26 protein-coding genes and 1 riboswitch are annotated in these 25,424 nt (G+C 57.1%); of the genes, 20 read left to right on the forward strand and 6 right to left on the reverse strand.

The genetic code is table 11. The annotated features are described in order from the left end of the window. Positions 1 to 25 precede the first annotated feature (25 nt). Positions 26 to 601 (forward strand): helix-turn-helix domain-containing protein, encoded by a 576-nt coding sequence (locus FVB43_RS17725; RefSeq protein ID WP_133842932.1) that lies wholly within the window; start codon positions 26 to 28, stop codon positions 599 to 601. Positions 602 to 690: 89 nt separating this feature from the next. Next, positions 691 to 1,929: a peptidase T gene (gene pepT / locus FVB43_RS17730; RefSeq protein WP_159337061.1), complete on the forward strand. Its 1,239-nt coding sequence runs from the start codon at positions 691 to 693 to the stop codon at positions 1,927 to 1,929. Positions 1,930 to 2,598: 669 nt separating this feature from the next. Here the strand turns inward: pepT and FVB43_RS17735 are convergent. Together FVB43_RS17735 and FVB43_RS17740 are read right to left on the reverse strand one after the other, a co-directional pair. Beyond that, the gene (locus FVB43_RS17735) at positions 2,599 to 3,774 is read right to left on the reverse strand and encodes an MFS transporter (protein WP_167864402.1); all 1,176 of its coding nucleotides are present in this window, start codon (positions 3,772 to 3,774) and stop codon (positions 2,599 to 2,601) included. 67 nt (positions 3,775 to 3,841) lie between these two features. Further along, positions 3,842 to 4,510 (reverse strand): helix-turn-helix transcriptional regulator, encoded by a 669-nt coding sequence (locus FVB43_RS17740; RefSeq protein WP_159337060.1) that lies wholly within the window; start codon positions 4,508 to 4,510, stop codon positions 3,842 to 3,844. A gap of 181 nt (positions 4,511 to 4,691) precedes the next feature. Between FVB43_RS17740 and phnF the strand changes: the two genes are divergently transcribed. The 10 genes from phnF (at position 4,692) to FVB43_RS17790 (ending at position 12,712) form a co-directional block, all read left to right on the forward strand. Beyond that, positions 4,692 to 5,411: a phosphonate metabolism transcriptional regulator PhnF gene (gene phnF, locus FVB43_RS17745; RefSeq protein WP_133842940.1), complete on the forward strand. Its 720-nt coding sequence runs from the start codon at positions 4,692 to 4,694 to the stop codon at positions 5,409 to 5,411. Then, on the forward strand, positions 5,412 to 5,855 hold the full coding sequence (phnG, locus tag FVB43_RS17750) for a phosphonate C-P lyase system protein PhnG (protein WP_133842942.1): 444 nt from the start codon (positions 5,412 to 5,414) through the stop codon (positions 5,853 to 5,855). Then, positions 5,852 to 6,427 (forward strand): phosphonate C-P lyase system protein PhnH, encoded by a 576-nt coding sequence (gene phnH / locus FVB43_RS17755; RefSeq protein ID WP_133842944.1) that lies wholly within the window; start codon positions 5,852 to 5,854, stop codon positions 6,425 to 6,427. Before phnG ends, phnH begins: the two co-directional genes overlap by 4 nt. Further along, positions 6,427 to 7,503, forward strand: a complete 1,077-nt coding sequence (locus FVB43_RS17760) for a carbon-phosphorus lyase complex subunit (protein WP_159337059.1) — start codon at positions 6,427 to 6,429, stop codon at positions 7,501 to 7,503. The genes phnH and FVB43_RS17760 overlap by 1 nt, the downstream gene beginning before the upstream one ends. Then, positions 7,496 to 8,338 carry an alpha-D-ribose 1-methylphosphonate 5-phosphate C-P-lyase PhnJ gene (locus FVB43_RS17765; RefSeq protein ID WP_133842949.1) on the forward strand — a complete coding sequence of 281 codons (843 nt, stop codon included), beginning with the start codon at positions 7,496 to 7,498 and terminating at the stop codon, positions 8,336 to 8,338. Before FVB43_RS17760 ends, FVB43_RS17765 begins: the two co-directional genes overlap by 8 nt. Then, positions 8,335 to 9,093: a phosphonate C-P lyase system protein PhnK gene (phnK, locus tag FVB43_RS17770; RefSeq protein WP_133842951.1), complete on the forward strand. Its 759-nt coding sequence runs from the start codon at positions 8,335 to 8,337 to the stop codon at positions 9,091 to 9,093. The genes FVB43_RS17765 and phnK overlap by 4 nt, the downstream gene beginning before the upstream one ends. A gap of 21 nt (positions 9,094 to 9,114) precedes the next feature. Continuing rightward, the gene (gene phnL, locus FVB43_RS17775; RefSeq protein ID WP_167864403.1) at positions 9,115 to 9,819 is read left to right on the forward strand and encodes a phosphonate C-P lyase system protein PhnL; all 705 of its coding nucleotides are present in this window, start codon (positions 9,115 to 9,117) and stop codon (positions 9,817 to 9,819) included. Further along, complete coding sequence (phnM, locus tag FVB43_RS17780) at positions 9,816 to 10,952, forward strand: alpha-D-ribose 1-methylphosphonate 5-triphosphate diphosphatase (RefSeq protein WP_167864404.1); 1,137 nt, start codon at positions 9,816 to 9,818, stop codon at positions 10,950 to 10,952. Before phnL ends, phnM begins: the two co-directional genes overlap by 4 nt. Then, entirely contained in the window at positions 10,952 to 11,488 is a 537-nt protein-coding gene (gene phnN / locus FVB43_RS17785) for a ribose 1,5-bisphosphokinase (protein ID WP_167864405.1), read from the forward strand. Before phnM ends, phnN begins: the two co-directional genes overlap by 1 nt. A 437-nt stretch (positions 11,489 to 11,925) precedes the next feature. Continuing rightward, positions 11,926 to 12,039: riboswitch (TPP riboswitch) on the forward strand. 34 nt (positions 12,040 to 12,073) lie between these two features. After that, positions 12,074 to 12,712: a TenA family protein gene (locus FVB43_RS17790; protein WP_167864406.1), complete on the forward strand. Its 639-nt coding sequence runs from the start codon at positions 12,074 to 12,076 to the stop codon at positions 12,710 to 12,712. Between the two features lie 90 nt (positions 12,713 to 12,802). Here the strand turns inward: FVB43_RS17790 and FVB43_RS17795 are convergent, their stop codons facing one another. Then, positions 12,803 to 14,125: a methyl-accepting chemotaxis protein gene (locus FVB43_RS17795; RefSeq protein ID WP_167864407.1), complete on the reverse strand. Its 1,323-nt coding sequence runs from the start codon at positions 14,123 to 14,125 to the stop codon at positions 12,803 to 12,805. Positions 14,126 to 14,320: 195 nt separating this feature from the next. On the opposite strand from FVB43_RS17795, the gene phnC reads away from it, so the two are divergent. The 4 genes from phnC to phnE (FVB43_RS17815) all read left to right on the forward strand — a co-directional run bounded on the left by phnC (position 14,321) and on the right by phnE (FVB43_RS17815) (position 17,964). Continuing rightward, complete coding sequence (gene phnC, locus FVB43_RS17800; protein WP_133842965.1) at positions 14,321 to 15,169, forward strand: phosphonate ABC transporter ATP-binding protein; 849 nt, start codon at positions 14,321 to 14,323, stop codon at positions 15,167 to 15,169. A 57-nt stretch (positions 15,170 to 15,226) separates the two neighbouring features. Next, positions 15,227 to 16,150, forward strand: a complete 924-nt coding sequence (gene phnD, locus FVB43_RS17805) for a phosphonate ABC transporter substrate-binding protein (RefSeq protein ID WP_167864408.1) — start codon at positions 15,227 to 15,229, stop codon at positions 16,148 to 16,150. Positions 16,151 to 16,213: 63 nt separating this feature from the next. After that, on the forward strand, positions 16,214 to 17,083 hold the full coding sequence (gene phnE / locus FVB43_RS17810) for a phosphonate ABC transporter, permease protein PhnE (protein ID WP_133842970.1): 870 nt from the start codon (positions 16,214 to 16,216) through the stop codon (positions 17,081 to 17,083). Next, the gene (gene phnE, locus FVB43_RS17815) at positions 17,080 to 17,964 is read left to right on the forward strand and encodes a phosphonate ABC transporter, permease protein PhnE (protein ID WP_167864409.1); all 885 of its coding nucleotides are present in this window, start codon (positions 17,080 to 17,082) and stop codon (positions 17,962 to 17,964) included. The genes phnE (FVB43_RS17810) and phnE (FVB43_RS17815) overlap by 4 nt, the downstream gene beginning before the upstream one ends. Before the next feature lie 693 nt (positions 17,965 to 18,657). On the opposite strand, the gene FVB43_RS17820 is transcribed toward phnE (FVB43_RS17815), so the two are convergent. Beyond that, on the reverse strand, positions 18,658 to 19,296 hold the full coding sequence (locus FVB43_RS17820; protein ID WP_167864410.1) for a TetR/AcrR family transcriptional regulator: 639 nt from the start codon (positions 19,294 to 19,296) through the stop codon (positions 18,658 to 18,660). A 198-nt stretch (positions 19,297 to 19,494) separates the two neighbouring features. Between FVB43_RS17820 and FVB43_RS17825 the strand changes: the two genes are divergently transcribed. Further along, the gene (locus FVB43_RS17825) at positions 19,495 to 19,806 is read left to right on the forward strand and encodes a type II toxin-antitoxin system HigB family toxin (RefSeq protein WP_159337049.1); all 312 of its coding nucleotides are present in this window, start codon (positions 19,495 to 19,497) and stop codon (positions 19,804 to 19,806) included. Then, positions 19,803 to 20,234 (forward strand): helix-turn-helix domain-containing protein, encoded by a 432-nt coding sequence (locus FVB43_RS17830; RefSeq protein WP_167864411.1) that lies wholly within the window; start codon positions 19,803 to 19,805, stop codon positions 20,232 to 20,234. Before FVB43_RS17825 ends, FVB43_RS17830 begins: the two co-directional genes overlap by 4 nt. An 11-nt stretch (positions 20,235 to 20,245) precedes the next feature. On the opposite strand, the gene FVB43_RS17835 is transcribed toward FVB43_RS17830, so the two are convergent. Then, positions 20,246 to 21,010: a hypothetical protein gene (locus FVB43_RS17835; protein ID WP_133842980.1), complete on the reverse strand. Its 765-nt coding sequence runs from the start codon at positions 21,008 to 21,010 to the stop codon at positions 20,246 to 20,248. A gap of 76 nt (positions 21,011 to 21,086) precedes the next feature. Next, on the reverse strand, positions 21,087 to 21,914 hold the full coding sequence (locus tag FVB43_RS17840; protein ID WP_167864412.1) for an AraC family transcriptional regulator: 828 nt from the start codon (positions 21,912 to 21,914) through the stop codon (positions 21,087 to 21,089). Between the two features lie 246 nt (positions 21,915 to 22,160). On the opposite strand from FVB43_RS17840, the gene melA reads away from it, so the two are divergent. Further along, positions 22,161 to 23,465 carry an alpha-glucosidase/alpha-galactosidase gene (melA, locus tag FVB43_RS17845; protein ID WP_167864413.1) on the forward strand — a complete coding sequence of 435 codons (1,305 nt, stop codon included), beginning with the start codon at positions 22,161 to 22,163 and terminating at the stop codon, positions 23,463 to 23,465. Positions 23,466 to 23,548: 83 nt separating this feature from the next. After that, on the forward strand, positions 23,549 to 25,003 hold the full coding sequence (melB, locus tag FVB43_RS17850) for a melibiose:sodium transporter MelB (RefSeq protein ID WP_167864414.1): 1,455 nt from the start codon (positions 23,549 to 23,551) through the stop codon (positions 25,001 to 25,003). Positions 25,004 to 25,424: the final 421 nt, after the last annotated feature.

Consider the following 25,424-nt stretch of genomic DNA (forward strand, 5'->3'; position numbering starts at 1 on the left):
GCGCACAAGGCGTTATACTCGTTTCATGCTTACAGGAGATCACAACGTGGACAGTCTGCAACACCATCTGGCGCAAACCCTGAAGACCCAGCGTAGCGCACGTGGCTGGAGTCTGACCCAGGCCGCGGATGCCACGGGCGTGAGTAAAGCGATGCTTGGGCAAATCGAACGCGCGGAATCCAGCCCGACCGTCGCAACGCTGTGGAAAATCGCAACGGGTTTTAACTTGCCATTCTCTGCCTTTATCGATCCGCCAGCCGTTGACAGTGCGGCACGGCACCAACGTCAGCAGGGCTACACTGCCTTTGACAGTACGATGCAGGTGTTCCCGCTGTTTCCTTTCGATGCCGCCCTGAATTTTGAAATGCTGGTGATTGAGCTGGCCTCCGGGGCATCCAGTGCATCCGACGCCCATGAACGCGGTGTGGTCGAACATGTCATTGTCATCGAGGGCGAGCTTGAGTTACAGGTTGATGGTCAGTGGCAGCGCCTTTCCGCGGGGGATGGGGTGCGTTTTCACGCTGACTGCGCCCATGCCTACCGCAATCCGGGCACGGAGCCGGTGCGTTTTCATGATCTCATCCATTATCCGCAACGTTAATGCTGCGCCAGCGTACTAAACTGACCTGAAACAATATTTAACATTGTTCCGCTATCCATAATAAGCACTGGCATCCAAAGGGAAGACAGATGAATAACTTACTTGATCGCTTCTTAAACTATGTGTCTTTTGATACGCAATCTAAAGGTAACGTTCGTCAGGTTCCCAGTACTGAAGGGCAGCTTCGCCTGGCGCAAAGATTGTGTGATGAGTTACGTGCGCTGGGACTGAGCGATGTGTCCTGCAGCCCACGCGGTATTGTGATGGCCACGCTGCCGTCAAACGTAAGCTGGCCGACGCCGGTCATCGGTTTTATTTCCCATATGGATACGTCCCCGGATTTCACTGCGAAAAATGTTAACCCGCAGGTGATTGAGAATTATCGCGGTGGTGATATTGCCCTGGGAATTGGCGATGAAATTTTGTCGCCGGTGATGTTTCCGGTACTGCATGAGCTGACCGGGCATACGCTGATCACCACGGACGGTAAAACGCTGCTGGGCGCAGATGATAAAGCCGGAATTGCCGAGATTATGACGGCGCTGGCCCATCTCACCTCCGGAGAAGTGGCGCACGGCGAGGTGCGCGTTGCTTTTACTCCCGATGAAGAAATTGGCCGGGGTATCCAGCACTTTGATGTTGCCGCCTTTGCCGCCGACTGGGCTTATACCGTCGATGGCGGGGGGATGGGGGAGTTTGAATATGAAAACTTCAATGCGGCTTCGGTTACGGTAAAAATTACTGGCAATAACGTCCATCCGGGAACGGCAAAAGGCGTGATGGTCAATGCGCTGGATGTGGCGATGCGTTTCCATCGTGAAGTGCCGGAAGATCAGGTGCCGGAAAAAACGTCCGGTTACGAAGGTTTTTACCATCTGCATGGCATCAAAGGCAGTGTGGATCGCGCCGAGTTGCACTATATTGTGCGCGACTTTGCCCGCAGCGGCTTTGACGAGCGTAAACAACGGCTGGCAGCTATCGCCCACCGTTTAGAGAAAACGCTGCCTGCCCCGGCGGCGATTGAGCTGGTGGTTGAAGACAGTTACTACAATATGCGTGAACAGGTGGAAGCGTGCCCGCAAAGTATCGAGCTGGCCCTTCAGGCGATGCGCGATTGTGACATCACCCCGCATGTGAAACCGATTCGCGGCGGCACGGACGGTGCGCAACTGTCGTTTATGGGTTTACCTTGCCCGAATCTGTTTACCGGGGGCTATAACTATCACGGCAGGCATGAGTTTGCCTCACTCGATAATATGGAGCAGGCGGTAAGGGTGATCACCCGGATTGCTGCACTCACCGCAGAGCAGGCCAAACCCGCAGGCTGACGGGCATTGGATTCGGTAGAGGGCGATCCCTGAGCGATCCCCACAAAACAAGACCGACATTGCCTCTGGTGGCGGACTTGACCCGTGATGATGGTATGCACGACGCTCAAGGTCAAGATACAGGTCAACGTCAAGGGCGTTTCGCTTTCCCACTTCGTGGGCTGAGCGACCCAGGGCGGCCAGTCGCCGCCGCCCTGGGGACCCGGGCTTTGCGGCAGGCGCTGCGTCCACTGCGTGGATGCCTTCCCAAGCGCGGTTCACCGACGGACTGGTCGTGACGGCACATCCCTGTACCGGCTCTCCCTCTCACCGCCGTCCTGGCGGTTCGTCCTGGTTCACTGCGCTTCCTCAGCGCAGCTGAATGCCGCCTCAACGTCAAAACCTGGGTCTAAACCCAAAATCCTGATTCAAATTCATCCGCAGAGATCGTTATGTTGTGGTGGTTTTAAAACTAACAGCGAGCAACCATTCAGCGGGGATGGGGCCAGTTTGAGGTAAGCCGGACGTCACGCGGCAGGGACGCCGCGTGCCGAGGCCCGCAGGGATGCGGATTTTGCCGATCCGGCGTGCTCAAACTGGCCTCAGACCTGAAGTTAGACTGTCAGCGACAAAAAATGACTGGGAAGCCATCAGGGTACGACCCTTTTTCCGGTCGTCTCTGACGTAACCTCACTCGCGACAGGCTTCAGGCTGTGATGTTTTGACATCCGGCAGCAGCGTTAACAGCCCGCACAGCGCCATCCCGGCACCGATCCACAGCGGGGCGCTCAGGCCGAAGCCATATTCAATACTCAGCCCGCCCAGCAACGATCCCAGCATCAGCCCGAACGTCACCATCGACGTATGCAGCGTATTCACCAACTGGCGATTACCGGCCGCACCCATCACGCGGGTCACCATCGCCGGGTTCATTGTTACCCCGAACAGACCCACGCCGACAACGCAGGCTATCGCCACCGACGGTAGCTGAATAAAGCTGGCAAACAGGGCGAAAAAGCCCACCAGCGCCAGTAAACCGCAGGCAATGACCGGCAACGCATAGCGCCCGGCCAGACGCCCCACAACCGCATTCCCCAGCACGGTCGCCATGCCATACACCAGCAGTAACCCGGTGACCTGGCCGCTGCTAAAGCCGGTTTGCGCACTCAGGATCGGCGTAAAGTAGCTGAAGCCCGCAAAGGTCGCGCCAATAATCAGCAGACTGGTGGAATAAGCACGCCACAGCGTCGGATTTTTCAGTGCCCGCAGCTCTTCTTTCAGATTAATGTCATCCGGAGCCAGCGTGGAGGGCAACGTTTTGTGCGTCAGCCACAGCGCCAGCAGCGTAATCACCACCACCGACCAGAAGCTGACGCGCCAGCCCGCCAGGTTACCGATAAAACTGGCCAGCGGCAGGCCAATCACCGTACCGATCATCAGTCCACCCAGCACCACGGTAATCGCCGCCGGGATCTGCTGCTCGGGCACCAGCTTCACGCCGGTACTGACCGCACAGCCAATATAGGCCCCGGCCACGGCACCGGTAAGAATGCGCGCAATCACCAGCGGCAGATAGCTGCCCGCCACCGCCCCCAGCGCCTGACTGGCAATAAACAGCGTCAGCAGGATCAACAGACTGCGGCGCGGCGGGTGTTTCAGCAGCAACAGGGCGAGCAGCGGGCCGCCAATCGCCATCGCCAGCGCATACACGGTGATCAGATAGCCGGTCATCGGCAGGGTGATATGCAGGTCGGTGGTCATAATATTCATCAGTGCGGCAACCTGAAACTCACTGGTTACCAGCGCAAAAACACCAAAGCCGAGCGTATACACGGCAGCGGGAAGACGGGAGGGAGACGACGACATAACGTTTCCTGAAAAGAGATAAGTGAATACGAGTGTAGAGCCTGAGGCCGCTGCGTCCAGCTAGCCTTTAGTAGAGGGGGGAGGGCAGATAGTTCATTTCAAGCGCCCGGCGAATCGCATGTTTCCCATTACTGACGCCCAGTTTCCGCGTGGCATTGGCGATATGAAACTTCACGGTACTGAGCTGAATCCCCAGGATGATAGCGATCTCTCCGTAGGTTTTACCCCGGCTGCTCCACAGCAACACCTCCTGCTCACGCGGCGAGAGCACCGGGCTGTTTTCGCGCCGCAGGTGGGTTTTTTCATGCAGCAGGATCAACAGCATCTGCAAATCCGCCAGCCGGGAAATCACGTCGTGGGAAAACGTCAGGTTGTCGTGGCGGCGTATCACGCTCAGCAGTGACATCTGTTGCTGCTCGTCGTGAACCGCAAAGGTAAATCCCTTCACCCGCTGGCACTGGCTGCCTGCATCGCATAGCCCGGCGTTGGGGCGCGTGCAATCCTGCCAGTTAAAGGGTGAGATGCGCTGCCGGGCGGCCAGCGCCACCGGATCTTTCAGATAGCGGCGGCGATCGCGATAGTCGCTGATCCACTCCTCTGAATGACTGGAAAGCACCAGCGCCTCTTCCGGGGCACGCTTATTCTGGCGCAGATAAAGAAAATCCACCGCTCCCAGCTCTGCCAGTTTCTGGCTCAATACGGCCCCGGCCTGCACGATCTCGCTTTCGTTATCCACGCTGTATCCTTCTGGCTGACTCTGACGTTGCCTATCCTGACACACTCCCCGCACTTTTTAAAAACCTTCATCTGGCGTTAACCGCACTGTCACACAACATCTTCAATGTAACTGCCATCAGTAGCAGGAACCTTAACGCAAATAACCCCGCTAACCGGCTTTGTTCTGTGGAGATTTTTTTATGCTCAACTTATCCAGACATCCGACCACTTTATATCAGGCCATTGCGGCGCAACTGGAGGATGAACTGCGCAGCCGTTACCGCTGTGGCGAGTACCTGCCGTCTGAGAAACAGCTGGCGGCGCACTATGCCGTTAACCGCCATACCCTGCGCCGTGCGGTGGATGAACTGGTGGATAAAGGGTTGGTACAGCGCCGTCAGGGGGTGGGGATACTGGTGCTGATGCGGCCCTATAACTACCCGCTCCATGCCCAGGCACGCTTCAGTCAGAACCTGATGGAACAGGGAAGCCATCCCACCAGTGAACGCCTGCTGGCGGTGCTGCGCCCCTGCAATGCCGAAGTGGCCGCCGCGCTGGCCTGCAACGAAGGCGACACGGTGATCCATCTGCGCACCCTGCGCCGGGTCAACGGCGTGCCGGTCTGCGTGATCAACCATTATCTGCCCGACCTGACGTGGTGGCCGCACTTGCAACAGTTCAGCAGTGGCTCACTGCACGATTTTCTCCGTCAGCAACTGACTACCGGGCTGACACGTAAACAGACACGCATTACCGCCCGCCGCGCGCAGGCGAAAGAGAGCGGTCTGCTTGAAGTTTCCCTGCATGCGCCGCTGCTGTGCGTACGCACCCTGAATACCTGTACCGACAACGGCCGGATGGCGGAATACTCCGTCAGCCTGACGCGTGCCGATATGATTGAACTGACGCTGGAGCACTAAATGGAAGCACATAAGGCACGTCAGCACTGGCTTTCCGTGCTGGCTCATAGCCAGCCGCAACAGTTGCTGGCGCATTGCCCCGCCGATCTCCCCACCGACTACCAACTGTTGCGCGCACCGGAAACCGGATTGACCCGTTTGCAGGCGCGAATGGGCGGTACCGGTCGTCGCTTTATTCTTGGGGATACCACCGTGACACGCGCCGTGGTGCGCCTGGCCAACGGACTCTGTGGATACAGCTACATTCTCGGGCGCGACAAAGTCCACGCCGAACGCTGTGCGCTGCTGGATGCTCTGTTGCAGGGTGACAGCTCACCGCATTTATATCAGCAGATTATCGCACCGCTGGCGGCCTTGCGTGCAGAGCAGCTGGCGCTGCGTTCGCGCGAAGTGGCCAGCAGCCGGGTCGACTTCTTTACCCTTGTTCGCGGAGATAACGCATGACCTTACTGGCCAGTTTTAGCCATCCCGTTGCTGATGCTCAGCGCGCCTTCCGCCGTATTCTCAAGGCGATGAGTGAACCGGGCGTGATGGTATCGCTGCCGACGCTGCCCGCCTGGGGCAACGCCTCCTGTGCCGCAACGGCGGTCATGATGACGCTGGTGGATCGCGAAACGCCTCTGTGGATTGACGAAGCGCTGCGCGATGATGCCCTGCTCAGCAATCTGCGGTTCCACACCGGTGCACCGATCACCGACAGCACAGATGCCCCGTTTGCCCTGCTGCATGCCAAATCCGGCACCAGCATCGACAGTTTCTCCCCCGGCGATAATGTGTCACCGGAGAAAAGCAGCACGCTGATTATTGACGTACCGGCCCTGAGCGGCGGCCTGACACTGCGCCTGCGCGGCCCGGGCTTGCAGGAGCGCCGCGCCATTGCTCCGCAGCTGCCAGAAAGCGTGCTGAGTTACCTGCGCGATCGCCGCCACCGCTTCCCGCAGGGCATTGACCTGATCTTCACCTGTGGTGAAAACATGATGGCGCTGCCGCGCACTACTGACGTGGAGGTCTGCTGATGTATGTCGCGGTGAAAGGGGGCGAGAAGGCGATAGCCGCCGCCCATCAGCTTCAGGAGAGTTTGCGCCGTGGCGCGGATGACCAGCCGGAACTCACCTGCACACAGATTGACCAGCAGCTTGGCCTGGCCGTTGACCGCGTGATGACCGAAGGCGGTATTCACGACCGTGAGCTGGCGGCGCTGGCCATTAAGCAGGCGAGTGGCGACCTGGTCGAAGCGATTTTTCTGCTGCGTGCCTACCGCACCACGCTGCCACGGCTGGCCGACAGCCTGCCGCTGGACAGCGGTGCGATGCGCGTTGAGCGCCGTATCTCTGCGGTCTACAAAGATCTGCCCGGCGGACAGCTGCTGGGGCCAACCTATGATTACACCCATCGTCTGCTGGATTTCACCCTGCTGGCCGAAGGCAAAGCGCCCGTGACACCGCGTGCGGAACAGCCACTGGCAGCAGAATGCCCGCATATGTTTGACCTGATGACGCGCGAAGGGCTGGCGCTGCGCGAAGAGGACGATGGCAGCGAGCCGCTGGATATCACCCGCGATGCGCCATCTTATCCGATGCCGCGTTCAGCGCGTTTGCAACAGCTGGTACGCGGTGACGAAGGGTTTCTGCTGGCGCTGGGCTACTCCACGCAGCGCGGTTACGGGCGCACCCATCCCTTTGCCGGGGAAATTCGTACCGGATCGGTCACTGTTGAGATTATCCCGGAAGAGCTGGGTTTTGCGCTGGAGATTGGCGAAGTGATGCTGACCGAGTGTGAAATGGTGAACGGTTTCACCACCCCGGCGGACGATGCGCCGCACTTTACCCGGGGCTACGGGCTGGTCTTTGGTCGTGCGGAACGCAAAGCGATGGCGATGGCGCTGGTGGACCGTGCGCTGCAAACCGATGAACACGGCGAACGCATTACCAGCCCGGCGCAGGACGAAGAGTTTGTGCTATCGCATGCGGATAACGTTGAAGCGGCGGGGTTTGTCTCTCACCTGAAACTCCCGCATTACGTCGATTTCCAGGCTGAACTGGAACTGCTGAAACGCCTGCGGGCGGAATACCAGGAGAAGCAGCGTGACTGAACTAAGCGGTTATAACCCCGGTTATCTGGATGAACAGAGTAAACGTACGATCCGCCGTGCCATCCTTAAAGCGGTGGCGATCCCCGGTTATCAGGTGCCGTTTGGCGGACGTGAGATGCCGATGCCCTATGGCTGGGGCACTGGCGGTATTCAGCTCACCGCCAGCGTGATTGGCGAACATGACGTGCTGAAAGTGATCGATCAGGGCGCTGACGATACCACCAACGCCGTCTCTATCCGCCGCTTCTTCCAGCGCGTCAGCGGTGCCGCCACCACGGAACGCACCGTTGACGCCACACTGATCCAGACGCGTCACCGCATTCCTGAAACGCCGCTGACGGAAGATCAGATCCTGATTTATCAGGTGCCGATCCCGGAGCCGCTGCGCTTTATCGAGCCACGTGAAACGGAAACCCGCACCATGCACGCGCTGGAGGAGTACGGCATCATGCAGGTCAAACTGTATGAAGATATCGCCCGTTACGGTCATATCGCCACCACCTATGCCTATCCGGTCAAGGTCAACGATCGCTATGTGATGGACCCGTCACCGATCCCGAAATTCGACAACCCGAAGATGGATATGATGCCCGCGCTCCAGCTGTTTGGTGCAGGACGCGAGAAGCGTATCTACGCGCTGCCGCCCTATACCAAAGTGGAAAGCCTCGATTTTGACGACCATCCTTTTACCGTACAGCAGTGGGATGAACCCTGCGCGCTGTGCGGTTCACGCGACAGCTATCTGGATGAAGTGGTGCTGGACGATCAGGGTTCGCGCCTGTTTGTCTGCTCCGATACCGACTACTGCCATCAGCAACAAGAGAATCCATCATGACGCGCGAAACACCGCTGCTGGCGGTCAATCAGTTAACGCATCTCTATGCGCCGGGCAAAGGGTTCAGTGACGTCTCCTTTGAGCTCTTTCCGGGAGAAGTACTGGGAATTGTCGGGGAATCGGGTTCCGGTAAAACCACGCTGCTGAAGTCGATTTCGGCCCGGCTGGCACCGCAGCAGGGTGAGATTATTTATCAGGGCCAGGATCTCTATGCCCTGAGCGAAAGCGAACGCCGCCGTCTGCTGCGCACCGAATGGGGCGTGGTACATCAGTATCCGATGGATGGCCTGCGGGCGCAGGTTTCTGCCGGGGGCAATATCGGTGAACGCCTGATGGCGGTCGGGCAGCGTAACTATGGGCAGATCCGCGAAACCGCCGGGAAGTGGTTACAGGATGTGGAGATCCCGCTGTCGCGCATCGATGACCTGCCGGGCACCTTCTCCGGCGGCATGCAGCAGCGTCTGCAAATCGCCCGCAATCTGGTGACGCATCCGACGCTGGTGTTTATGGATGAACCCACCGGCGGGCTGGATGTGTCGGTGCAGGCGCGACTCCTGGATCTGCTGCGCAGCCTGGTCCGCGATCTCAATCTGGCGGTGGTGATTGTCACCCACGACCTCGGTGTGGCGCGTCTGCTGGCACACCGTCTGCTGGTAATGAAAGAGGGGAAAGTGGTGGAGAGTGGCCTGACCGACCGGGTGCTGGATGATCCGCATCATCCGTATACCCAGCTGCTGGTCTCATCCATTGTTTAAATACTCCCCACAGGAATCATTATGAATCTGAAACTGCGTGTCGAAAATCTGTCAAAAACCTTTGTGATGCACAATCAGCAGGGGGCAGAACTGGTGGTGTTACGTAACGCCTCCTTACAGGTGGCTGCCGGGGAGTGCGTGGTGCTGCACGGTCATTCGGGCAGCGGTAAATCCACGCTGCTGCGTTCGCTGTATGCGAACTATCTGCCGGATAGCGGGCATATCTGGGTGGATCATCAGCAGCAGTGGGTTGACCTTGTCAGCGCCCCGGCGCGCCAGATCCTCAGCATTCGCCGCGATACGATTGGCTGGGTGAGCCAGTTTTTGCGCGTCATCCCGCGGATTTCCACGCTGGAGGTAGTGATGCAGCCGCTGCTGGAGCGTGGTGTGTCGCGATCCCAGAGCGAAGAGCGTGCCAAAGCATTGCTGGGCCGCCTTAACGTGCCGTCGCGCCTGTGGGGACTGGCACCGTCGACGTTTTCCGGCGGTGAGCAGCAGCGCGTCAATATTGCGCGCGGGTTTATTGCCGACTCTCCGATCCTGCTGTTGGATGAGCCGACCGCCTCACTCGATACCGCCAACAGCGCTGCCGTGGTGGCGCTGATTGAAGAGGCGCGCCAGCGCGGCGCGGCGATTGTCGGCATTTTTCATGATAACGCGGTGCGCGATCGCATCGCTGACCGTCTGCATGTGATGCAACCTGTTGCTCTGGAGCACGCCGAATGATCATCAATAACGTCAAACTGATCCTGGAAAATGAAGTGGTCGAGGGATCGCTGGCCTGTGAAAATGGCGTGATCCGCGCCTTCTCTGACACACAAAGCCAGCTTCCGGCAGCGATTGACGGCGAGGGCGGCTGGCTGATGCCCGGCATGGTCGAGCTGCATACCGACAATCTGGATAAGTTTTTTACCCCGCGCCCGAAGGTGGACTGGCCTGCGCACTCCGCCATGAGCAGCCATGATGCGCTGATTGTCGCCAGCGGCATTACCACGGTACTGGATGCGATTGGCGTGGGTGATGTGCGCGATGGCGGCCACCGCATGGAGAATCTGAATAAGATGATCGATGCGATTCGCCATGCGCAGAAGCATGGCCTGAACCGTGCCGAACATCGTCTGCACCTGCGCTGTGAACTGCCTCATGACTCAACGCTGCCGCTGTTTGAACAACTGATGTGTAACCCGGCACTGTCGCTGGTGTCACTGATGGATCACTCACCGGGGCAGCGCCAGTATGTGTCGCTGGCGGCATGGCGCACCTATTTTGGCGGCAAATATCAACTCAGCGATCGGCAGCTTGATGAGTACGAGGCCGATCAGCTACGCCTGGCGGCCCGCTGGTCCACGCCGAACCGTGAGGCGATTTCTGCCTGGTGTCGTCAGTATCACATTCCGCTGGCCAGCCACGATGACGCCACCTATGAACACGTGGTTGAATCGAAAGGGGTAGGCAGCGTTATCGCTGAGTTCCCGACCACCGAAGAGGCCGCACGCGCCTCGCGTGAAATGGGCTTACAGATACTGATGGGGGCGCCGAATATTGTGCGTGGCGGCTCGCACTCCGGCAACGTGGCGGCCAGCGAGCTGGCACAGCTGGGGCTGCTGGATATTCTCTCGTCGGATTACTATCCCGCCAGCCTGCTGGATGCGGCATTCCGTCTTGCCGCCGATGAACGTAACAGCATGACGCTGCCTGCGGCCATCGCGCTAGTGACGCGTAACCCGGCCCGTTCCATCGGCCTTGACGATCGCGGTGTGATTGATGAAGGCAAACGGGCCGATCTGGTGCTGGTGCGTGCGCACCGCGATCAGGTCTATGTATCGTCGGTGTGGGCGCAGGGCAGGAAGGTGTTCTGATGGGGCGGCTGATCTGGCTGATGGGCCCTTCCGGCTCCGGCAAAGACAGCCTGCTACTGGCGCTGCGTGAATGCGCACCGGAGCGGATGATTGTGGCGCATCGCTATATCACCCGCAGCGCCAGCGCCGGGGGCGAAAACCATATCGCCCTCAGCGAGCATGAGTTCCGACGTCGGCGTGAATACGGTCTGTTTGCCCTCGACTGGCAGGCGCATCATTTTTACTACGGGCTGGGTATTGAGATCGATCAGTGGCTGGCAAGTGGGCTGGATGTGGTGGTGAACGGTTCACGGCTGCATCTGGCGGCTGCCCGTCAGCGTTACGGTGAGCGGCTGTTGCCGGTGTGTTTGCAGGTGTCGGCGGAGATCCTCGCCGGGCGACTGCGCCAGCGCGGTCGCGAGGATGAAGCCGCCATTGAACAGCGGTTGCAGCGTGCGGCAGAGCCGGTGGCGGCAGGGTGTATGACGTTAAGTAATGATGGGCCATTGAGTGAGACATTACAGGGTTTTTCGGCGTTGTTAGCACAGCCCCGTTGACGGCGGGCGGGTCATGACCCGCCCCTACGCAACACCCACTGACCTGCGCATTCTCCAGGGGCGAGGCATGCCTCGCCCGCGTCCCGTAATGCAACACCCACTGACCTGCGCATTCTGTAGGGGTGAGGCATGCCTCGCCCGCGTCCCGTAATGCAACACCCACTGAACTGCACATTCTGTAGGGGTGAGGCATGCCTCGCCCAATGTCCCGTAATGCAACCCCCACTGACCTGCGCTTCTGTAGGGGCGAGGCATGCCTCGCCCGCGTCCCGTAATGCAACCCCCACTGACCTGCGCTTCTGTAGGGGCGAGGCATGCCTCGCCCGATGTCCCGTAATGCAACACCCACTGACCTGCGCATTCTGTAGGGGTGAGGCATGCCTCGCCCGATGTCCCGCTTCAGCAACATTGACGTTCCGGAAAATTCCTGACTTAATTCCCCCTCCAGGGGGAGCCAGGCAACTGGCTGAGAAATCGTAAAAGATTCAGCGCGATGACCCTTAACACCTGATCCGGATAATGCCGGCGAAGGGATGGGGCAACTTACCTCTCTTTTGCCGGTAGTCTGCTTATAAGGACTACCTGATGACCACTCGTTTTACCGACACACTCCGTACACTGAGCCAGCCCATCTGGACACAGGCCGTCACGCATCGTTTTGTTCGCGAGCTCTATGATGGCAGCGTGGATCGCCAGGTGATGAGCACTTACCTCACCCAGGATCACCGTTTTCTCGACAGCTTCCTCACCTTAGTCGGATCGGCCATTGCCAGTGCCGACAGCCCCGCAGCCCGCCTGCGCTTTGGTCGCTGCGCCGGGGTTGTCTCCGGTGAAGAGAACACCTATTTTCTGCGCGCATTTGAGGCGCTGGACGTCAGCGCTGCGCAGCGCGACGCCGAACCGGACACTTCTCCCACTGCGGGATTCAAGGCGATCATGCTGGAGGCCGCTGCCACGCGCTCCTATGCGGTGATCCTGACCGTACTCAATGTCGCCGAGTGGCTGTACCTCGACTGGGCGTCACAGGCCCCGCTGCCATTGCCTGCCAGTTTTGTTCACGCCGAGTGGATTATGTTGCACGATAACCCCGATTTCCGCGAATTTGTCGCCTTTTTACGTCAGGAGCTCGACCGTGTTGGCCCGGCACAGCAGGCGCAGTGTGAGGATTTCTTCCTGCGCGCCGTGACGCTGGAAAAGGCTTTCTTTGATGCGGCTTATCAATAAACAGATCTGATTATTCGCAGTGGCCGACCTTTTCGGGTCGGCCTTTTTGCCGGAGTGATAATGCCGTTGTGCAGGTTGATGAGACGACGCTTAATCGCTCTTTAACGCGGCGGTGACGTGGCCGATGGCGCGTAGCACATCGTCGGAACTGTCGCGTATATCAGCGATGACGCCGCCGGCTTCCTGCGCCAGCTCCACGCCGCGATCGGCACGTTGCAGGTTTGAGGTAATGCCTTTCTGCGCTTTGCTCGCCAGCAGGTGATTTTGCTGCACCATCTGTTCGATTTCGGTGGTGGCGCGGTTGATGTTTTGCGCCAGCGTGCGCACTTCGTTGGCCACCACCGCGAAGCTGCGACCCTGCGTGCCTGCGCGGGCGGCTTCCACCGCCGCATTGAGGGCCAGCAGGTTGGTCTGATCGGCAATACGACGAATACTGGTCACGATCTGGCCGATATTGTCTGAGGAATCCCCGAGCCCGGTGATATCGCCAGAGATCCCGTGCAGTTCACCTGCCAGTTCATTCATGGTCTGCACGCTGTTGGCAATCACGCTGGCACCGCGTTTTGTGCTTTCGCTGGTTTGCAGCGCCGTTTGATAAGCCTGTTGGGCTGCATCACGCTCTAGCTGGTTTTTCTCAACCTGGGCGGTGACATCGGTGGCAAACTTCACCACTTTATACAGCTCACCACTGTCGTCGAACACCGGGTTATAGGTCGCGCGCAGCCAGAGGGTAGACCCTTGCTTGTTGACGCGCTGAAACTGGCCGGAAATAAACTCACCACGGTTGAGCTTCTGCCAGAACAGTGTGTATTCCGGGCTGCTGCGCAATGTTGCGGAACAGAACTGGCTGTGATGCGCACCGATAATTTCACTGGCGCGATATCCCATGGTTTTAAGAAAGTTATCGTTAGCTTTCAGCACTTCGCCTTTAAGGTTAAAGGCAATCACCGCCATTGAGCGCTCGATAGCATTGGTCATTGCCCGTTGCTCCTGGGCATCCATAATGCGCGACGTGATGTCGGTAGCGAGCTTAATAATTTTGAACACGCGCCCGTTACGATCCCGCACCGGTACATAGTTGGCTTCGAGCCACACCGGACGGCCATTTTGCGCCACGCGCAGAAATTTATCGCTGAAACTTTCCCCGCGATTCAGCCGCATCCAGAAGTCCTGATACTGGCGCGACGCCAACAGGTCCGGCGTGCAAAACAGGCTGTGATGCTGCCCGACCACCTCATTCAGTTCGTAGCCCATTTTCTCAAGAAACAAGCTATTAGCCGTGATGATGGTGCCATCGGTCATGAATTCGATCATGGCGATAGAGTCTTTTAATGAGTCAAGCGTGGCAGAAGAGTGAGTGCGTTTCTGCCACGCAAGGCGTGACGTGATACCTGATGCAATAGTGGAAAACATGGTGGACCTTATTATTAGAGTTAGCTGTCCACAGGGTTATCGGCGGGAGGGGATAAACATTCAATCTTTGTTAATTTGCTCAGTGCCCTTTTCGGTCTGTCATGCTTCCATCACCCCTCTGTCATTAAACTTTCATCGCACAGGTGGTTAATAGGGCGCACAGCGGATAACGCGCAACCTGATAATGGACAACACATGGCACAGGCATTGTTAAAAATTGCCCCCCAGCAGCAGGCGATCCCCCACGCGGAGCATCGTGCAAAAGTGCTGGCAGTGAATGGACTCGGAAAATCATACGGCACACAGACGCGCGTCTTGCAGGACATTAACTTTGACCTGCACGCCGGTGAACTGGTGGCGGTGATTGGTCGCAGCGGCGCAGGAAAATCAACGCTGCTGCATGTGCTGAATGGCACCCTCCCGGCCAGCGAAGGCGCCATCCTTCACTTCAATGATCATGGCAAACAACAGAACATTGTTGAGCTGAATACCCGGCAGATGCGCCAGTGGCGCAGCGAGTGCGGCATGATCTTCCAGGATTTCTGCCTGGTACCGCGGCTGGATGTGCTGACCAATGTCCTGCTGGGCCGTCTGAGCCAGACCTCGACGCTGAAATCCTTCTTTAAAATCTTCCCCGATGCCGATCGTGCCCGCGCTATCGGCCTGCTGGAGTGGCTGAACATGCTGCCTCAGGCCTTGCAGCGGGCAGAAAATCTCTCCGGTGGACAGATGCAGCGTGTGGCGATCTGCCGTGCGTTGATGCAGAACCCGAAGATTTTGCTGGCCGATGAGCCGGTTGCCTCGCTCGACCCAAAAAATACCCGGCGCATTATGGATGTGCTGCGTCAGGTGAGTGAAAACGGCATCAGCGTGATGGTGAACCTGCACTCGGTGGAGCTGGTGAAAGAATATTGTACGCGTGCCATTGGCGTTGCTAAGGGCCGCATTGTGTTTGACGGCCATCCGTCAGAACTGACCGATGATCTTTTGCATGTGTTGTATGGCGACGAAAACTCTGAACTTAACGATGCCCATCACGGCTGACGGTCACACCGCAGGCATGACGGGTAATAACACTTTTATGGGACACGGAACTCAGCAATGAAAAAAATGATTCTCGCAGCAGTAATCGGTAGTCTGATGGCAGCTAACGTCTCTGCCGCTGACGCACCGAAAGAACTGAATTTAGGTATCCTCGGCGGCCAGAATGCCACGCAGCAGATTGGTGATAACCAGTGCGTGAAAGATTTCTTCGATAAAGAGCTGAACGTTGATACCAAACTGCGTAATTCGTCTGACTATTCTGGTGTGATCCAGGGCCTGATCGGCGGCAAAGTGGATATGGTGCTGAGCATGTCACCGTCATCGTATGCCTCGGTCTACATCAATGACCCGAAAGCTGTCGATGTGGTTGGCATTGTGGTGGATGACGCCGATAAATCACGCGGCTATCACTCTGTTGTCGTTGTGAAAGCGGACAGTCCGTACAAAACACTGGCCGACCTGAAAGGCAAATCATTTGGTATGGCCGACCCGGATTCCACTTCCGGCTTCCTGATCCCGAACGAAAGCTTCAAGAAAGAGTTTGGCGGTTCGGTGGATGACAAATACAAAGGCCACTTCTCCAGCGTGACCTTCTCCGGCGGCCACGAGCAGGATGTACTGGGCGTGCTGAACGGTCAGTTCGAAGGCGCAGTGACCTGGGCCTCGATGATCGGCGATTACAACACCGGTTACACCAGCGGTGCATTCACCCGAATGATCCGTGCCGGTAACCCGGACCTGATGAAGAAAATTCGTATCATCTGGCAGTCACCGCTGATCCCGAACGGTCCGGTGCTGGTGAGCAACAAGCTGCCTGCTGATTTTAAAGCGAAGCTGGTCACGGCTATCAAAAAGCTGGATACCGAACATCACAGCTGCTTCGTCAAAGCCGTGGGTGGCGCCCAGCATATCGGCCCGGCTACCGTGGCTGATTATCAGGCGATCATCGATATGAAACGTGCGCTGACCAAAGCCCGTTAATCACCCGTTCTCTTCTCCGCTGATAAGGGTCGACTGCCGTCGACCCTTCACTCAGGTATCCGCATGACACATCCCGATTTTGAACGCTATTACCAGCAGATCCGCGGTAAGCAGAAGCGCGACACGCTGCTGTGGTCCCTGACGCTGCTGGTGCTGTACCTCGCCTCCGGCCAGATGGCGGAATTTAATCTGCACACCATATGGGTGTCGTTGCCGCACTTTTTCGATTACCTCGCGGAAACCGTGCCCACGCTGAGCGCCTCACGCTTGTTTGCCGACAGCCATACGGAAGGCTCACTGGCTTACTGGGGCTATCGTCTGCCTATTCAGCTGCCGCTGATTTGGGAAACACTGCAACTGGCGCTGGCCGCGACCCTGGCATCGGTGATGGTGGCGGGCGTATTGGCCTTTTTCGCTGCCAGCAACACCCAAACACCGCGCAGCGTGAGTTTCGCCATTCGTACCTGTGTGGCTTTCCTGCGTACCATGCCGGAACTGGCGTGGGCAGTGATGTTTGTTATGGCGTTTGGTATTGGCGTGATCCCGGGCTTTCTGGCACTGGCGCTGCACACCATTGGCAGCCTGACCAAACTGTTCTATGAAGCGATTGAAAGTGCGTCAGATAAACCGGTGCGCGGCCTGGCATCCTGCGGGGCATCGTCGTTGCAGCGTATGCGTTTCGCGCTCTGGCCGCAGGTCAAACCGGTGTTTCTCTCGTATGGTTTTATGCGTTTTGAGGTCAATTTCCGTCAGTCCACGATCCTCGGACTGGTGGGGGCGGGGGGCATCGGCCAGGAGCTGATGACCAACATCAAACTGGACCGTTATGACCAGGTCAGTATGACGCTGATTCTGATTATTGTGGTGGTCTCGCTGCTGGATATGGTGTCCGGACGGGTGCGTCAGCGTGTTGTGGAAGGAAACCGCTCATGATGGGATTAATCGGCAGTGACAAGCTGGAAGGCATGAAGCAGCAGCATCAGGCGCTGTTTGCCATTCAGCGCAGCTACCTGAGGCGCATCGGGCTGATTGCGGCAGCCATCCTGCTTTACTACGTGTTTTTCTTCACCCAGTTTGGCATCAGCTGGCAGCAGCTCACTATTGGCTTAGGCCAGCTGGCGCACTATTTTATGCGCATGTTTGTCTGGCATGACGTGGCGAACTGGCCGTTTGCCTACTATTTCAGCCAGATCTTTATCACGCTGGCGATTGTCTTCGCCGGTACGATCACCGCCACACTGCTGGCCTTACCGCTGTCATTTCTTGCAGCACGCAACGTGATGGCCACGCCTGTGCTGCGTCCGGTGGCGCTGGTGGTTCGTCGCCTGCTGGATATCCTGCGCGGAATTGATATGGCAATCTGGGGGCTGATTTTCGTGCGTGCTGTCGGCATGGGGCCGCTGGCCGGGGTGCTGGCGATTATCATGCAGGATGTCGGGCTGCTGGGGAAACTTTACGCGGAAGGGCATGAAGCCGTGGAACGTTCACCAGGACGCGGGTTAAATGCGGTGGGGGCCAACAGCCTGCAAAAACATCGTTACGGTATTTTCACCCAGTCATTCCCGGCGTTTCTGGCGCTGAGCCTGTATCAAATTGAGTCGAATACCCGATCAGCGGCCGTGCTGGGCTTTGTCGGCGCTGGCGGTATCGGCCTGGTGTATGCCGAAAATATGCGCCTGTGGAACTGGGATGTGGTGATGTTTATTACCCTGATCATGGTCGTGATCGTAATGATCATGGACCATCTCTCGGCGAAACTACGCAAACGCTATATCAGCGGGCAACCCGTGCCGCTGTTTACGCCAGAAAAATAGCGTAAGGACCCTCTGTTTGTAGGGGTGGGGCAAGCCCCGCCCGGGTCAGACATGTCTGACCCCTACGATACAGCGTTCCACCACAGCTTATTCAGCGTGTAATAGCGGGCATCAGGATCGGGTTGCTTCTCCCATGCATATGCGGCTGCACTTCGGCATGCCAGCGTGGCATTCTGTGCTCAGTTCCACACCAGGGGATGCTGGGGGGAAAGATGTGGCTGACGGCGAGGATAGTCGGTCGTTTCGCGAGTCATTGACAGCTCCTGTTCAGGACAATAACGGGTGAATGGAGGGCGATGGCAGGCAGTTCAGCCAGACGCTAAGCGTAGACGAAAAACCCCGCTATGAGGGCATAGCGCTGAGGGATCCCCACAAAACAAGACCTGCATTATTGGCAGCCACCTTCTTTAATCCTGATTCAAATCAATCCGCAGAGGCTGTCACAAGGTGGGGGTTGTAATACCCACAGCGAGCAGACGTTCTGCGGGGATGGGGCCAGTTTGAGGTAAGCCGGACGTCACGCGGCAGGGACGCCGCGTGCCGAGGCCCGCATGGATGCGTCTTTTGCCGATCCGGCGTGCTCAAACTGGCCTCAGACCTGAAGCCGAATGATCAGCCATTCATTTTTGTGGGAATACCTCAGGGCATAGCGGGGTAATTGTGAGTTGTACCGATTTAAATGGGCTGTAGAGATTAGCGCTCAGGGCGCAGATAACGCAGCGTGGCATCCACCACTAACCGGCGGTTACGCGCCAGGCTCTGCTGTTCGGTTTCATTGCCGCCAAACAGCGTATGGAAGGTGTAATGGTTGCCGACGTTGTGGAAGCTGATGCTGCTGATCAGGCGGTGAACGTCCACGGTGGTGACATGCGGATCAAACTCACCGCTCTGTTTTCCGCGTATCAGTACCGCATCCAGTACATCCAGCGCGCTTTGGTTCAGCGTTTTGATCGTCTCTGACTGGCGAATATAGCGGCCACGCATCAGGTTCTCACTGCAGATCAGGCGCATAAAATCGGGATGCGAAATGTGATAATCGAAGCTGGCTTCCGCCAGGCGGGCAATGGCCATGCCTGGTGACATCTCGGCCAGATTCAGGCCGGTCTCATGCTGGCGGATCTCGCGATACACCAGGTGCAGAACCTCGATATACAGCTGCTCTTTATTGGTGAAGTGATACACCACCATTCGCTTGGTGGTCTGCGCATCCTCGGCAATCTGCTCCATACGTGCACCCTGTAAGCCGAATTCAGCAAAGGTGGTGAGGGCGCTGGCGAGGATGCGTTTCTTTAACCCTTCCGGATCGTTTTTACGTTTGACGGGGGCTGGCATAGTGAATCTATATCCATCATTTTCAGTGGAAACCGCCGCCAGAGTAGCGCCTGAGGCGCTGATTTACAAATAGTGCCTCGCAAAATCGCCGTCACCAAATAGCCAGATAAACCGGTCTGCGATAAAATAATCGTTCACATATTGTGACCATGAAGGGATGTCTGTATACTTTGCAACCATGATAACGAAGAGGGATCTATGCGTGTTATCTCAAGACGACCGTTTATCGAGGCTGCCCGCTGCTATCCGAACGCAGCACTCTCGCTTGATGATATCTGGAGGGTACTGAACTCAAGGGATTACATTACACCTGAGCAGTTGAAAGCCCAGTTTGCCTCACTGGACAGATTCAAGTATCGGCGTAAATGGTGGGTCATCAATGCCGCGGGGAACCACCTGCGCATCATTACCTATATCAAGTTTGAGACACAAAATGTATTTATTAAGCATATTGTTACGCACGATGAATACGACAGGTTAACGGACTACTATCGGAGGCACCCGGAATGAGGGTTGCAGAAAAAAAATTTCATACCGCACTCAGTGCCAGTGCTGCACTGATTCATGCGATTCCTTTCCTTGGTCGTCAAGCAACCACACATGACTATGAAGAGGCACTGGTGCTGGTGGAGTACCTGATCGATCACGATGATGAAAATCCACTGATCGATATTCTGGCGAAGAAAATTTCCGCCTGGGAAAATGTTGCACCGGCATTCGCGGATTTTAATGCGCGTATTGATGCAACACCGCGCGAACTGGCAGTACTGCGGGTTTTAATGGATCAGCATGGCCTGAACCAGAGCAGCTTCCAACAGGAGATTGGCAGCCGCTCGCTGGTGAGTATGATCATGAGTGGCCAGCGGGCCTTAACGCTGGAACATATGAGAGCGCTGGCGAAACGGTTCAGCATTCCGCTTGCCACTTTTATCGAATAATAGCGGGCTGACTACACTGTTGAAAACCACGGATGCATGCGCTCGGTGACGCTGGTGTGATGCTCTTTAATGCGGGTTTTCAGCTGTGCCTCCGTGGGAAGCGGGCGGCCGCGTAATACCGCCTCAGCAGTGGCACCAAAGGTGATAATCCCCCGGGTGGCGATGTCGGCGGCGGCAACATATCCCGCCAGTGCATCCTGCTCGCCGCTGCTTTCTTCCGCCTTCTGGCGGCAACTCACCAGTAATCCTTCCAGCGCCCGGTACAGTTCACGCGCTTCACCCAGCACCGGGATCTTACCGCTGGAATCATTCAATACCTGCTCAAGCCGGGTAAACACCGCGGCATTATCGCCCGCGCTGAACAGGGTCTCCAGCGTTTGCTGCCAGTGGTGCCAGGTGCGGACAAACAGCGCATTCTGCACCAGCGGCAGGCTGGCATGCTGCCAGCGAAAGTGCTCACTCAGATGGCTGACCCGCTGCTGCAGCTCACAAAACTGGGCTTCATTCACCAGCGCGGCAGGAACCACCGGGTTAAGCGCAGCAATAAAAGCGGCCACTTCATCTTCGGTTTCTGGGGTGATCAGCGGCAAAATTTTTCGCTGTTGCAGGAGCTTAAGCTGGCTGAGGTCATAAAACGCTGCACTGACCCGTTCTCCGGCCAGTAATGCACGATTAATGGTATGAATTACCTCTGCTGACTGCACCCGGGAACGTTGTTCCAGCAGGGCGCTGTGCAGTTGGCCGTAGGCAGGGGATGGGCTGAGTTCAGTATTCATCGGGCGCCTCACGGTGATGAGAATCCGGCCCGTAGCCGGGCAGTGCCACAGAGTATGGCAGAATCTCAGCCACCTATCAGGCCGGGCGGGCTTTCTCGCGCCGCCACTGCGTAGGGGAGCAGTGAAAATGTTGCTGAAATACCTTGGCAAACTGCATCTGACTGGTGTAACCCAATGAATAGGCTATTACTTTTATTGGCAGGCTGTGGTCAGAGAGCAGCGAAGTGGCCACCTCCATCCGCAGCAACAACAGATACTGTTTCGGACCATAGCCGAACTGCTGCTGAAACAGGCGGCTGAGATAGCTGCGGTCAATATTGCAGTGGTCTGCCACCTCGCCAATCGCGAGATTACGGTGGTAGTGGCGTTCAATAAACTGAATGGCACTGTCCAGGTGTTTATTTCCGCAACGGGTTTCCTCACCGTCCTCGTGGTGCGCGTTGGCGATTAATGCATCAAGAAACAGGCAGGTTAACCCGGCGATACGCAGCGAATGTACCGGGTCCTGCGCCACCAGTTGTTGCAAATAGGGGTAGGCAGGGCAGGGAGAAAGCGTCTCTTTTGGCCGATATAATGGCATGTCACGGCGTAACCCGCATTTTTCCAGGCTTCTCAACGCAATCAATCCATCCAGTTCCACCCACATATATTCCCATGGCCGCTGTTTATCGGCGGTGTAGGTGGTGATCTCATGCGGATGGATAAGAAACGCCTCCCCCTGACGCACGGGCCAGCGCCGATCGCCGCTAAACAGCGTCCCGCCGCCGCGTATCACATAATGTAAAAGATAGTGCTGGCGCACTGCGGGGCCATAGCTGTGCTGGCTGGCGCAGACTTCATGCCCGTACTGATAAATGTTTAGACCGAACTGGGCAATGTCATCGGGGTGAATATCTTTCTGCATGGCATCTTCCTTTTATTTTTCAGCTCATTACAGCAGTGAATCGTCAGCTGGTTGCGTGAAATAAACCCGGATTGTGACATTGCACCGTTATTTTACTCGTCGGGGACGGTAATTAGCGAGCCAGATCACAGTTCGATTTGGCGGTCGTTTTTCACCATATCAATGTCAAAAAATGGCATAGGCAGCCGTGCGCCTGCTGCCTAAAGTGAGTGCAACTTCACCTCATGGATTCAAAAGGGCACAACAATGAAAATTACGTTTCTCGGAGCAGGCAGTACGGTATTTGCGAAGAATGTACTGGGGGATATTCTGGCAACGCCCGCGTTGCAGCAGGTGGATATCGCCCTGTATGACATTGACGCTGAACGGCTTAATGACTCCTGGCTGATGCTGAATAATCTCAATGCCAATCTGTGCCAGGGCAAAGCTCGCATTGAGAAATACGCCGGCGTGGAGCAGCGCCGCCATGCGTTGCAGGGGGCCAGCTATGTGATTAACGCCATCCAGGTGGGCGGCTACGATCCCTGCACCATCACTGATTTTGAGATCGCGAAAAAGTACGGCCTGCGCCAGACCATTGCCGATACTCTCGGTATTGGCGGCATCTTCCGTGCGTTGCGCACCATTCCGGTGATGCTGGATTTCGCCCGTGATATGGAAGCGGTGTGCCCGGATGCCTGGCTGCTGAACTACACCAACCCGATGGCGTCGCTGACCGGTGCCATGCTGCAACACACGGGGATTAAAACCGTTGGCCTGTGCCACAGCGTGCAGGTTTGTGCTGAGACACTGCTGAAGTCCGTTGATATGTCGATGGACGGTGTGAAATGGCAGATTGCCGGTATCAACCATATGGCGTGGTTGCTCAATATTACCCGTGATGGCGAAGACATTTACCCGGAGATCAAACGCCGCGCGTTGGCCCTGACGGATAAACATGACGATATGGTGCGTCACGAAATCATGCGCGTCTTTGGCTATTACGTCACCGAGTCCTCCGAACATAATGCGGAATATATGCCGTACTGGATCAAGCGCAACTATCCCGAGCTGATTGAACGTTTTAATATTCCGCTGGATGAATATCCGCGTCGCTGTATTGAGCAGATCGACCGCTGGCATCAGCAGCGCGATAAGCTGACGCAAAACGAGAACCTCAGCCATACGCGCAGCCACGAGTACGCGTCGTGGATGATTGAAGCGATGGAAACCGATGTGCCGTATAAGATTGGCGGCAACGTTCTGAATCACGGGCTGATCACCAACCTGCCGTCCCAGGCCTGCGTAGAGGTGCCGTGTCTGGTTGATGGTCAGGGTGTGACACCATGTTATGTCGGCGACCTGCCGCCACAGCTGGCGGCACTTAACCGCACCAATATTAATACCCAGCTGCTGACCATTGAGGCCGCGATCAGCCATAAAAAAGAGCATATCTACCATGCTGCGCTGCTTGACCCGCACACCGCTGCGGAACTGTCGATTGATGACACGGTGAAGCTGTGCGACGAACTGATCGCCGCCCACGGTGGCTGGTTGCCCACTTACCGTTAATCTCTGAAACGGCTACAGCGCTTTGGCTCGTGGCGGCCACTTACGGTCGCCATTTACGATGACACTGGCAGGGATTAATCACGATGACAGTTTCGGTAAAGACAAAAATCAGCTACGGGCTGGGGGCATTCGGTAAGGATTTTGCCATCGGCATTATCTATATGTATCTGATGTACTACTACACCGATGTGGTTGGGGTATCGGTCAGTATGGTGGCCTCACTGTTCCTGGTGGCACGCATTCTTGATGCCTTCTTTGACCCGGTGATGGGCTGGATTGTTGAGCGCACCCGCACCCGCTGGGGCAAGTTTAAACCCTGGATATTGATTGGTACGCTGAGCAATTCGGTGGTGCTGGTCTCCGTTTTCTGTGCGCATAACTTCGAGGGCGGTGCGCTGATTGCGTGGATTTGGGCGACCTATCTGCTGTGGGGTTTTACCTATACCCTGATGGACGTGCCGTTCTGGTCGCTGGTGCCCTGCATTACCCTCGACAAACGGGAACGTGAAGCGCTGATCCCGTGGCCGCGTTTCTTCGCCAGTCTGGCGGGTTACACCACCGGGGTGATCGGTCTGCCGCTGGTGAACTACCTGGGTGACGGCAACAAAGGGCAGGGGTTTATGCTGTTCTCGCTGATCCTGGTGGTGTTCTTTATCCTCTCTGCGATCATCACGCTGCGTAATATCGAAGAGAAATACTCTTCCTCTGCCGTGCCGAATGCGCCAGAGCAGACCACCATTAAAGCCGTACTCAGCATGATTTTCCGCAACCGCCCCTTGTTCGCGCTGCTGTTGATGGCGCTGGCCTGGAATCTGGCACATAACGTGATTACCGCATTTGCCATCTACTACTTCACCTATGTGGTGGGCCGGGCAGAGCTGTTCCCGTGGTACATGATGTATGCCGGGATCGCCAACCTGATCGCCATCCTCTGCTTCCCGAAACTGGTGGCGCGCTTCTCACGGCGGGCGATCTGGATTAGCGCCTCGGTGCTGCCGGTGATGAGCTGCCTGCTGCTGCTGGTGGTGGGCATGTATGCGCCACAGAGCGCGACGCTGATTTCACTGTCCGGGATTCTGGTCAACATTGGCGGGGCGTTCTTCTGGGTGATGCTGGTGATTATGGTCGCGGATACCGTGGACTACGGCGACTACGCGCTGGGCGTTCGCATTGAAAGTATCGCCTTCTCGGTGCAGACCATGGTGGTGAAAGCCGGTGCCGCGTTTGCCGGGCTGCTGATTGGTGTGATGCTGGGTGTGGTGGGGTATGTGCCAGGCGCGCAGCAGTCAGCCAGCACCATCATGGGGATGCAGGGGATTATGATTGGCCTGCCGCTGGTGTTCTTTGTTCTCACGCTGTGGATCTACCTGCGTCACTACAAGCTGGATGGCGAAATCCTGCATGAAATGCAGCGGGCCTTACAGCATAAATATGGCGAAGGGCAGGGGGTGATGACGGCGCAGGTCAGGCCGCTGGAGAGTGACGCTGAGGGCAGATATACATCTGAGACGTTGAATCCGGGTCACCTCAAACCGTAGTGGACGTGCGCGATTGTCCAGGTCAACGTCAAGGGCGTTTCGCTTTCCCGCTGCGCGGGCTGAGCGACCCAGGGTGGGCAGTCGCCCCCACCCTGGGGACCCGGGCTTGCGGCTGGCGCATCGCCCGCTTTCAGCGGGTGCCTTCGCAAGCGTCGTTCACCGACGGAGCGGTCGTGACGGCACATCCCTGTGCCGGCTCTCCCTCTCACCGCCGTCCTGGCGGTTCGTCCTGGTTCACTGTGCTTCCTCAGCGCTGCTGAATGCCGCCTCAACCTCAAAACCCAGGTCAACACCCAACCCGAAAACAACTCAGGGCGCGTAGATACCGTCTTGCCCGTAATGTTGAGCAGGACGCCAATCCGGAGTTACGGGGCGATCGGAAAAGATGATCGCCCCCTACGAAAGATAGCCATGCAGTCGG

The sequence above is a fragment of the Erwinia rhapontici genome, assembly GCF_012271765.1.
GTDB lineage: Bacteria > Pseudomonadota > Gammaproteobacteria > Enterobacterales > Enterobacteriaceae > Erwinia > Erwinia rhapontici.

What these genes read in the sequence shown, in the direction of transcription:
- FVB43_RS17725 (WP_133842932.1), top strand. Translation starts at nt 26, where the DNA reads ATGCTTACAGGAGATCACAACGTGGACAGTCTGCAACACCATCTGGCG.
- FVB43_RS17790 (WP_167864406.1), top strand. Translation starts at nt 12,074, where the DNA reads ATGACCACTCGTTTTACCGACACACTCCGTACACTGAGCCAGCCCATC.
- FVB43_RS17830 (WP_167864411.1), top strand. Translation starts at nt 19,803, where the DNA reads ATGAGGGTTGCAGAAAAAAAATTTCATACCGCACTCAGTGCCAGTGCT.
- phnL (WP_167864403.1), top strand. Translation starts at nt 9,115, where the DNA reads ATGAATCTGAAACTGCGTGTCGAAAATCTGTCAAAAACCTTTGTGATG.
- FVB43_RS17825 (WP_159337049.1), top strand. Translation starts at nt 19,495, where the DNA reads ATGCGTGTTATCTCAAGACGACCGTTTATCGAGGCTGCCCGCTGCTAT.
- FVB43_RS17835 (WP_133842980.1), bottom strand. Translation starts at nt 21,010, where the DNA reads ATGAATACTGAACTCAGCCCATCCCCTGCCTACGGCCAACTGCACAGC.
- phnE (WP_167864409.1), top strand. Translation starts at nt 17,080, where the DNA reads ATGATGGGATTAATCGGCAGTGACAAGCTGGAAGGCATGAAGCAGCAG.
- FVB43_RS17820 (WP_167864410.1), bottom strand. Translation starts at nt 19,296, where the DNA reads ATGCCAGCCCCCGTCAAACGTAAAAACGATCCGGAAGGGTTAAAGAAA.
- FVB43_RS17795 (WP_167864407.1), bottom strand. Translation starts at nt 14,125, where the DNA reads ATGTTTTCCACTATTGCATCAGGTATCACGTCACGCCTTGCGTGGCAG.
- pepT (WP_159337061.1), top strand. Translation starts at nt 691, where the DNA reads ATGAATAACTTACTTGATCGCTTCTTAAACTATGTGTCTTTTGATACG.
- phnF (WP_133842940.1), top strand. Translation starts at nt 4,692, where the DNA reads ATGCTCAACTTATCCAGACATCCGACCACTTTATATCAGGCCATTGCG.
- phnH (WP_133842944.1), top strand. Translation starts at nt 5,852, where the DNA reads ATGACCTTACTGGCCAGTTTTAGCCATCCCGTTGCTGATGCTCAGCGC.
- phnM (WP_167864404.1), top strand. Translation starts at nt 9,816, where the DNA reads ATGATCATCAATAACGTCAAACTGATCCTGGAAAATGAAGTGGTCGAG.
- phnG (WP_133842942.1), top strand. Translation starts at nt 5,412, where the DNA reads ATGGAAGCACATAAGGCACGTCAGCACTGGCTTTCCGTGCTGGCTCAT.
- phnC (WP_133842965.1), top strand. Translation starts at nt 14,321, where the DNA reads ATGGCACAGGCATTGTTAAAAATTGCCCCCCAGCAGCAGGCGATCCCC.
- phnD (WP_167864408.1), top strand. Translation starts at nt 15,227, where the DNA reads ATGAAAAAAATGATTCTCGCAGCAGTAATCGGTAGTCTGATGGCAGCT.
- melA (WP_167864413.1), top strand. Translation starts at nt 22,161, where the DNA reads ATGAAAATTACGTTTCTCGGAGCAGGCAGTACGGTATTTGCGAAGAAT.
- melB (WP_167864414.1), top strand. Translation starts at nt 23,549, where the DNA reads ATGACAGTTTCGGTAAAGACAAAAATCAGCTACGGGCTGGGGGCATTC.
- FVB43_RS17760 (WP_159337059.1), top strand. Translation starts at nt 6,427, where the DNA reads ATGTATGTCGCGGTGAAAGGGGGCGAGAAGGCGATAGCCGCCGCCCAT.
- FVB43_RS17840 (WP_167864412.1), bottom strand. Translation starts at nt 21,914, where the DNA reads ATGCAGAAAGATATTCACCCCGATGACATTGCCCAGTTCGGTCTAAAC.
- phnK (WP_133842951.1), top strand. Translation starts at nt 8,335, where the DNA reads ATGACGCGCGAAACACCGCTGCTGGCGGTCAATCAGTTAACGCATCTC.
- phnN (WP_167864405.1), top strand. Translation starts at nt 10,952, where the DNA reads ATGGGGCGGCTGATCTGGCTGATGGGCCCTTCCGGCTCCGGCAAAGAC.
- phnE (WP_133842970.1), top strand. Translation starts at nt 16,214, where the DNA reads ATGACACATCCCGATTTTGAACGCTATTACCAGCAGATCCGCGGTAAG.
- FVB43_RS17735 (WP_167864402.1), bottom strand. Translation starts at nt 3,774, where the DNA reads ATGTCGTCGTCTCCCTCCCGTCTTCCCGCTGCCGTGTATACGCTCGGC.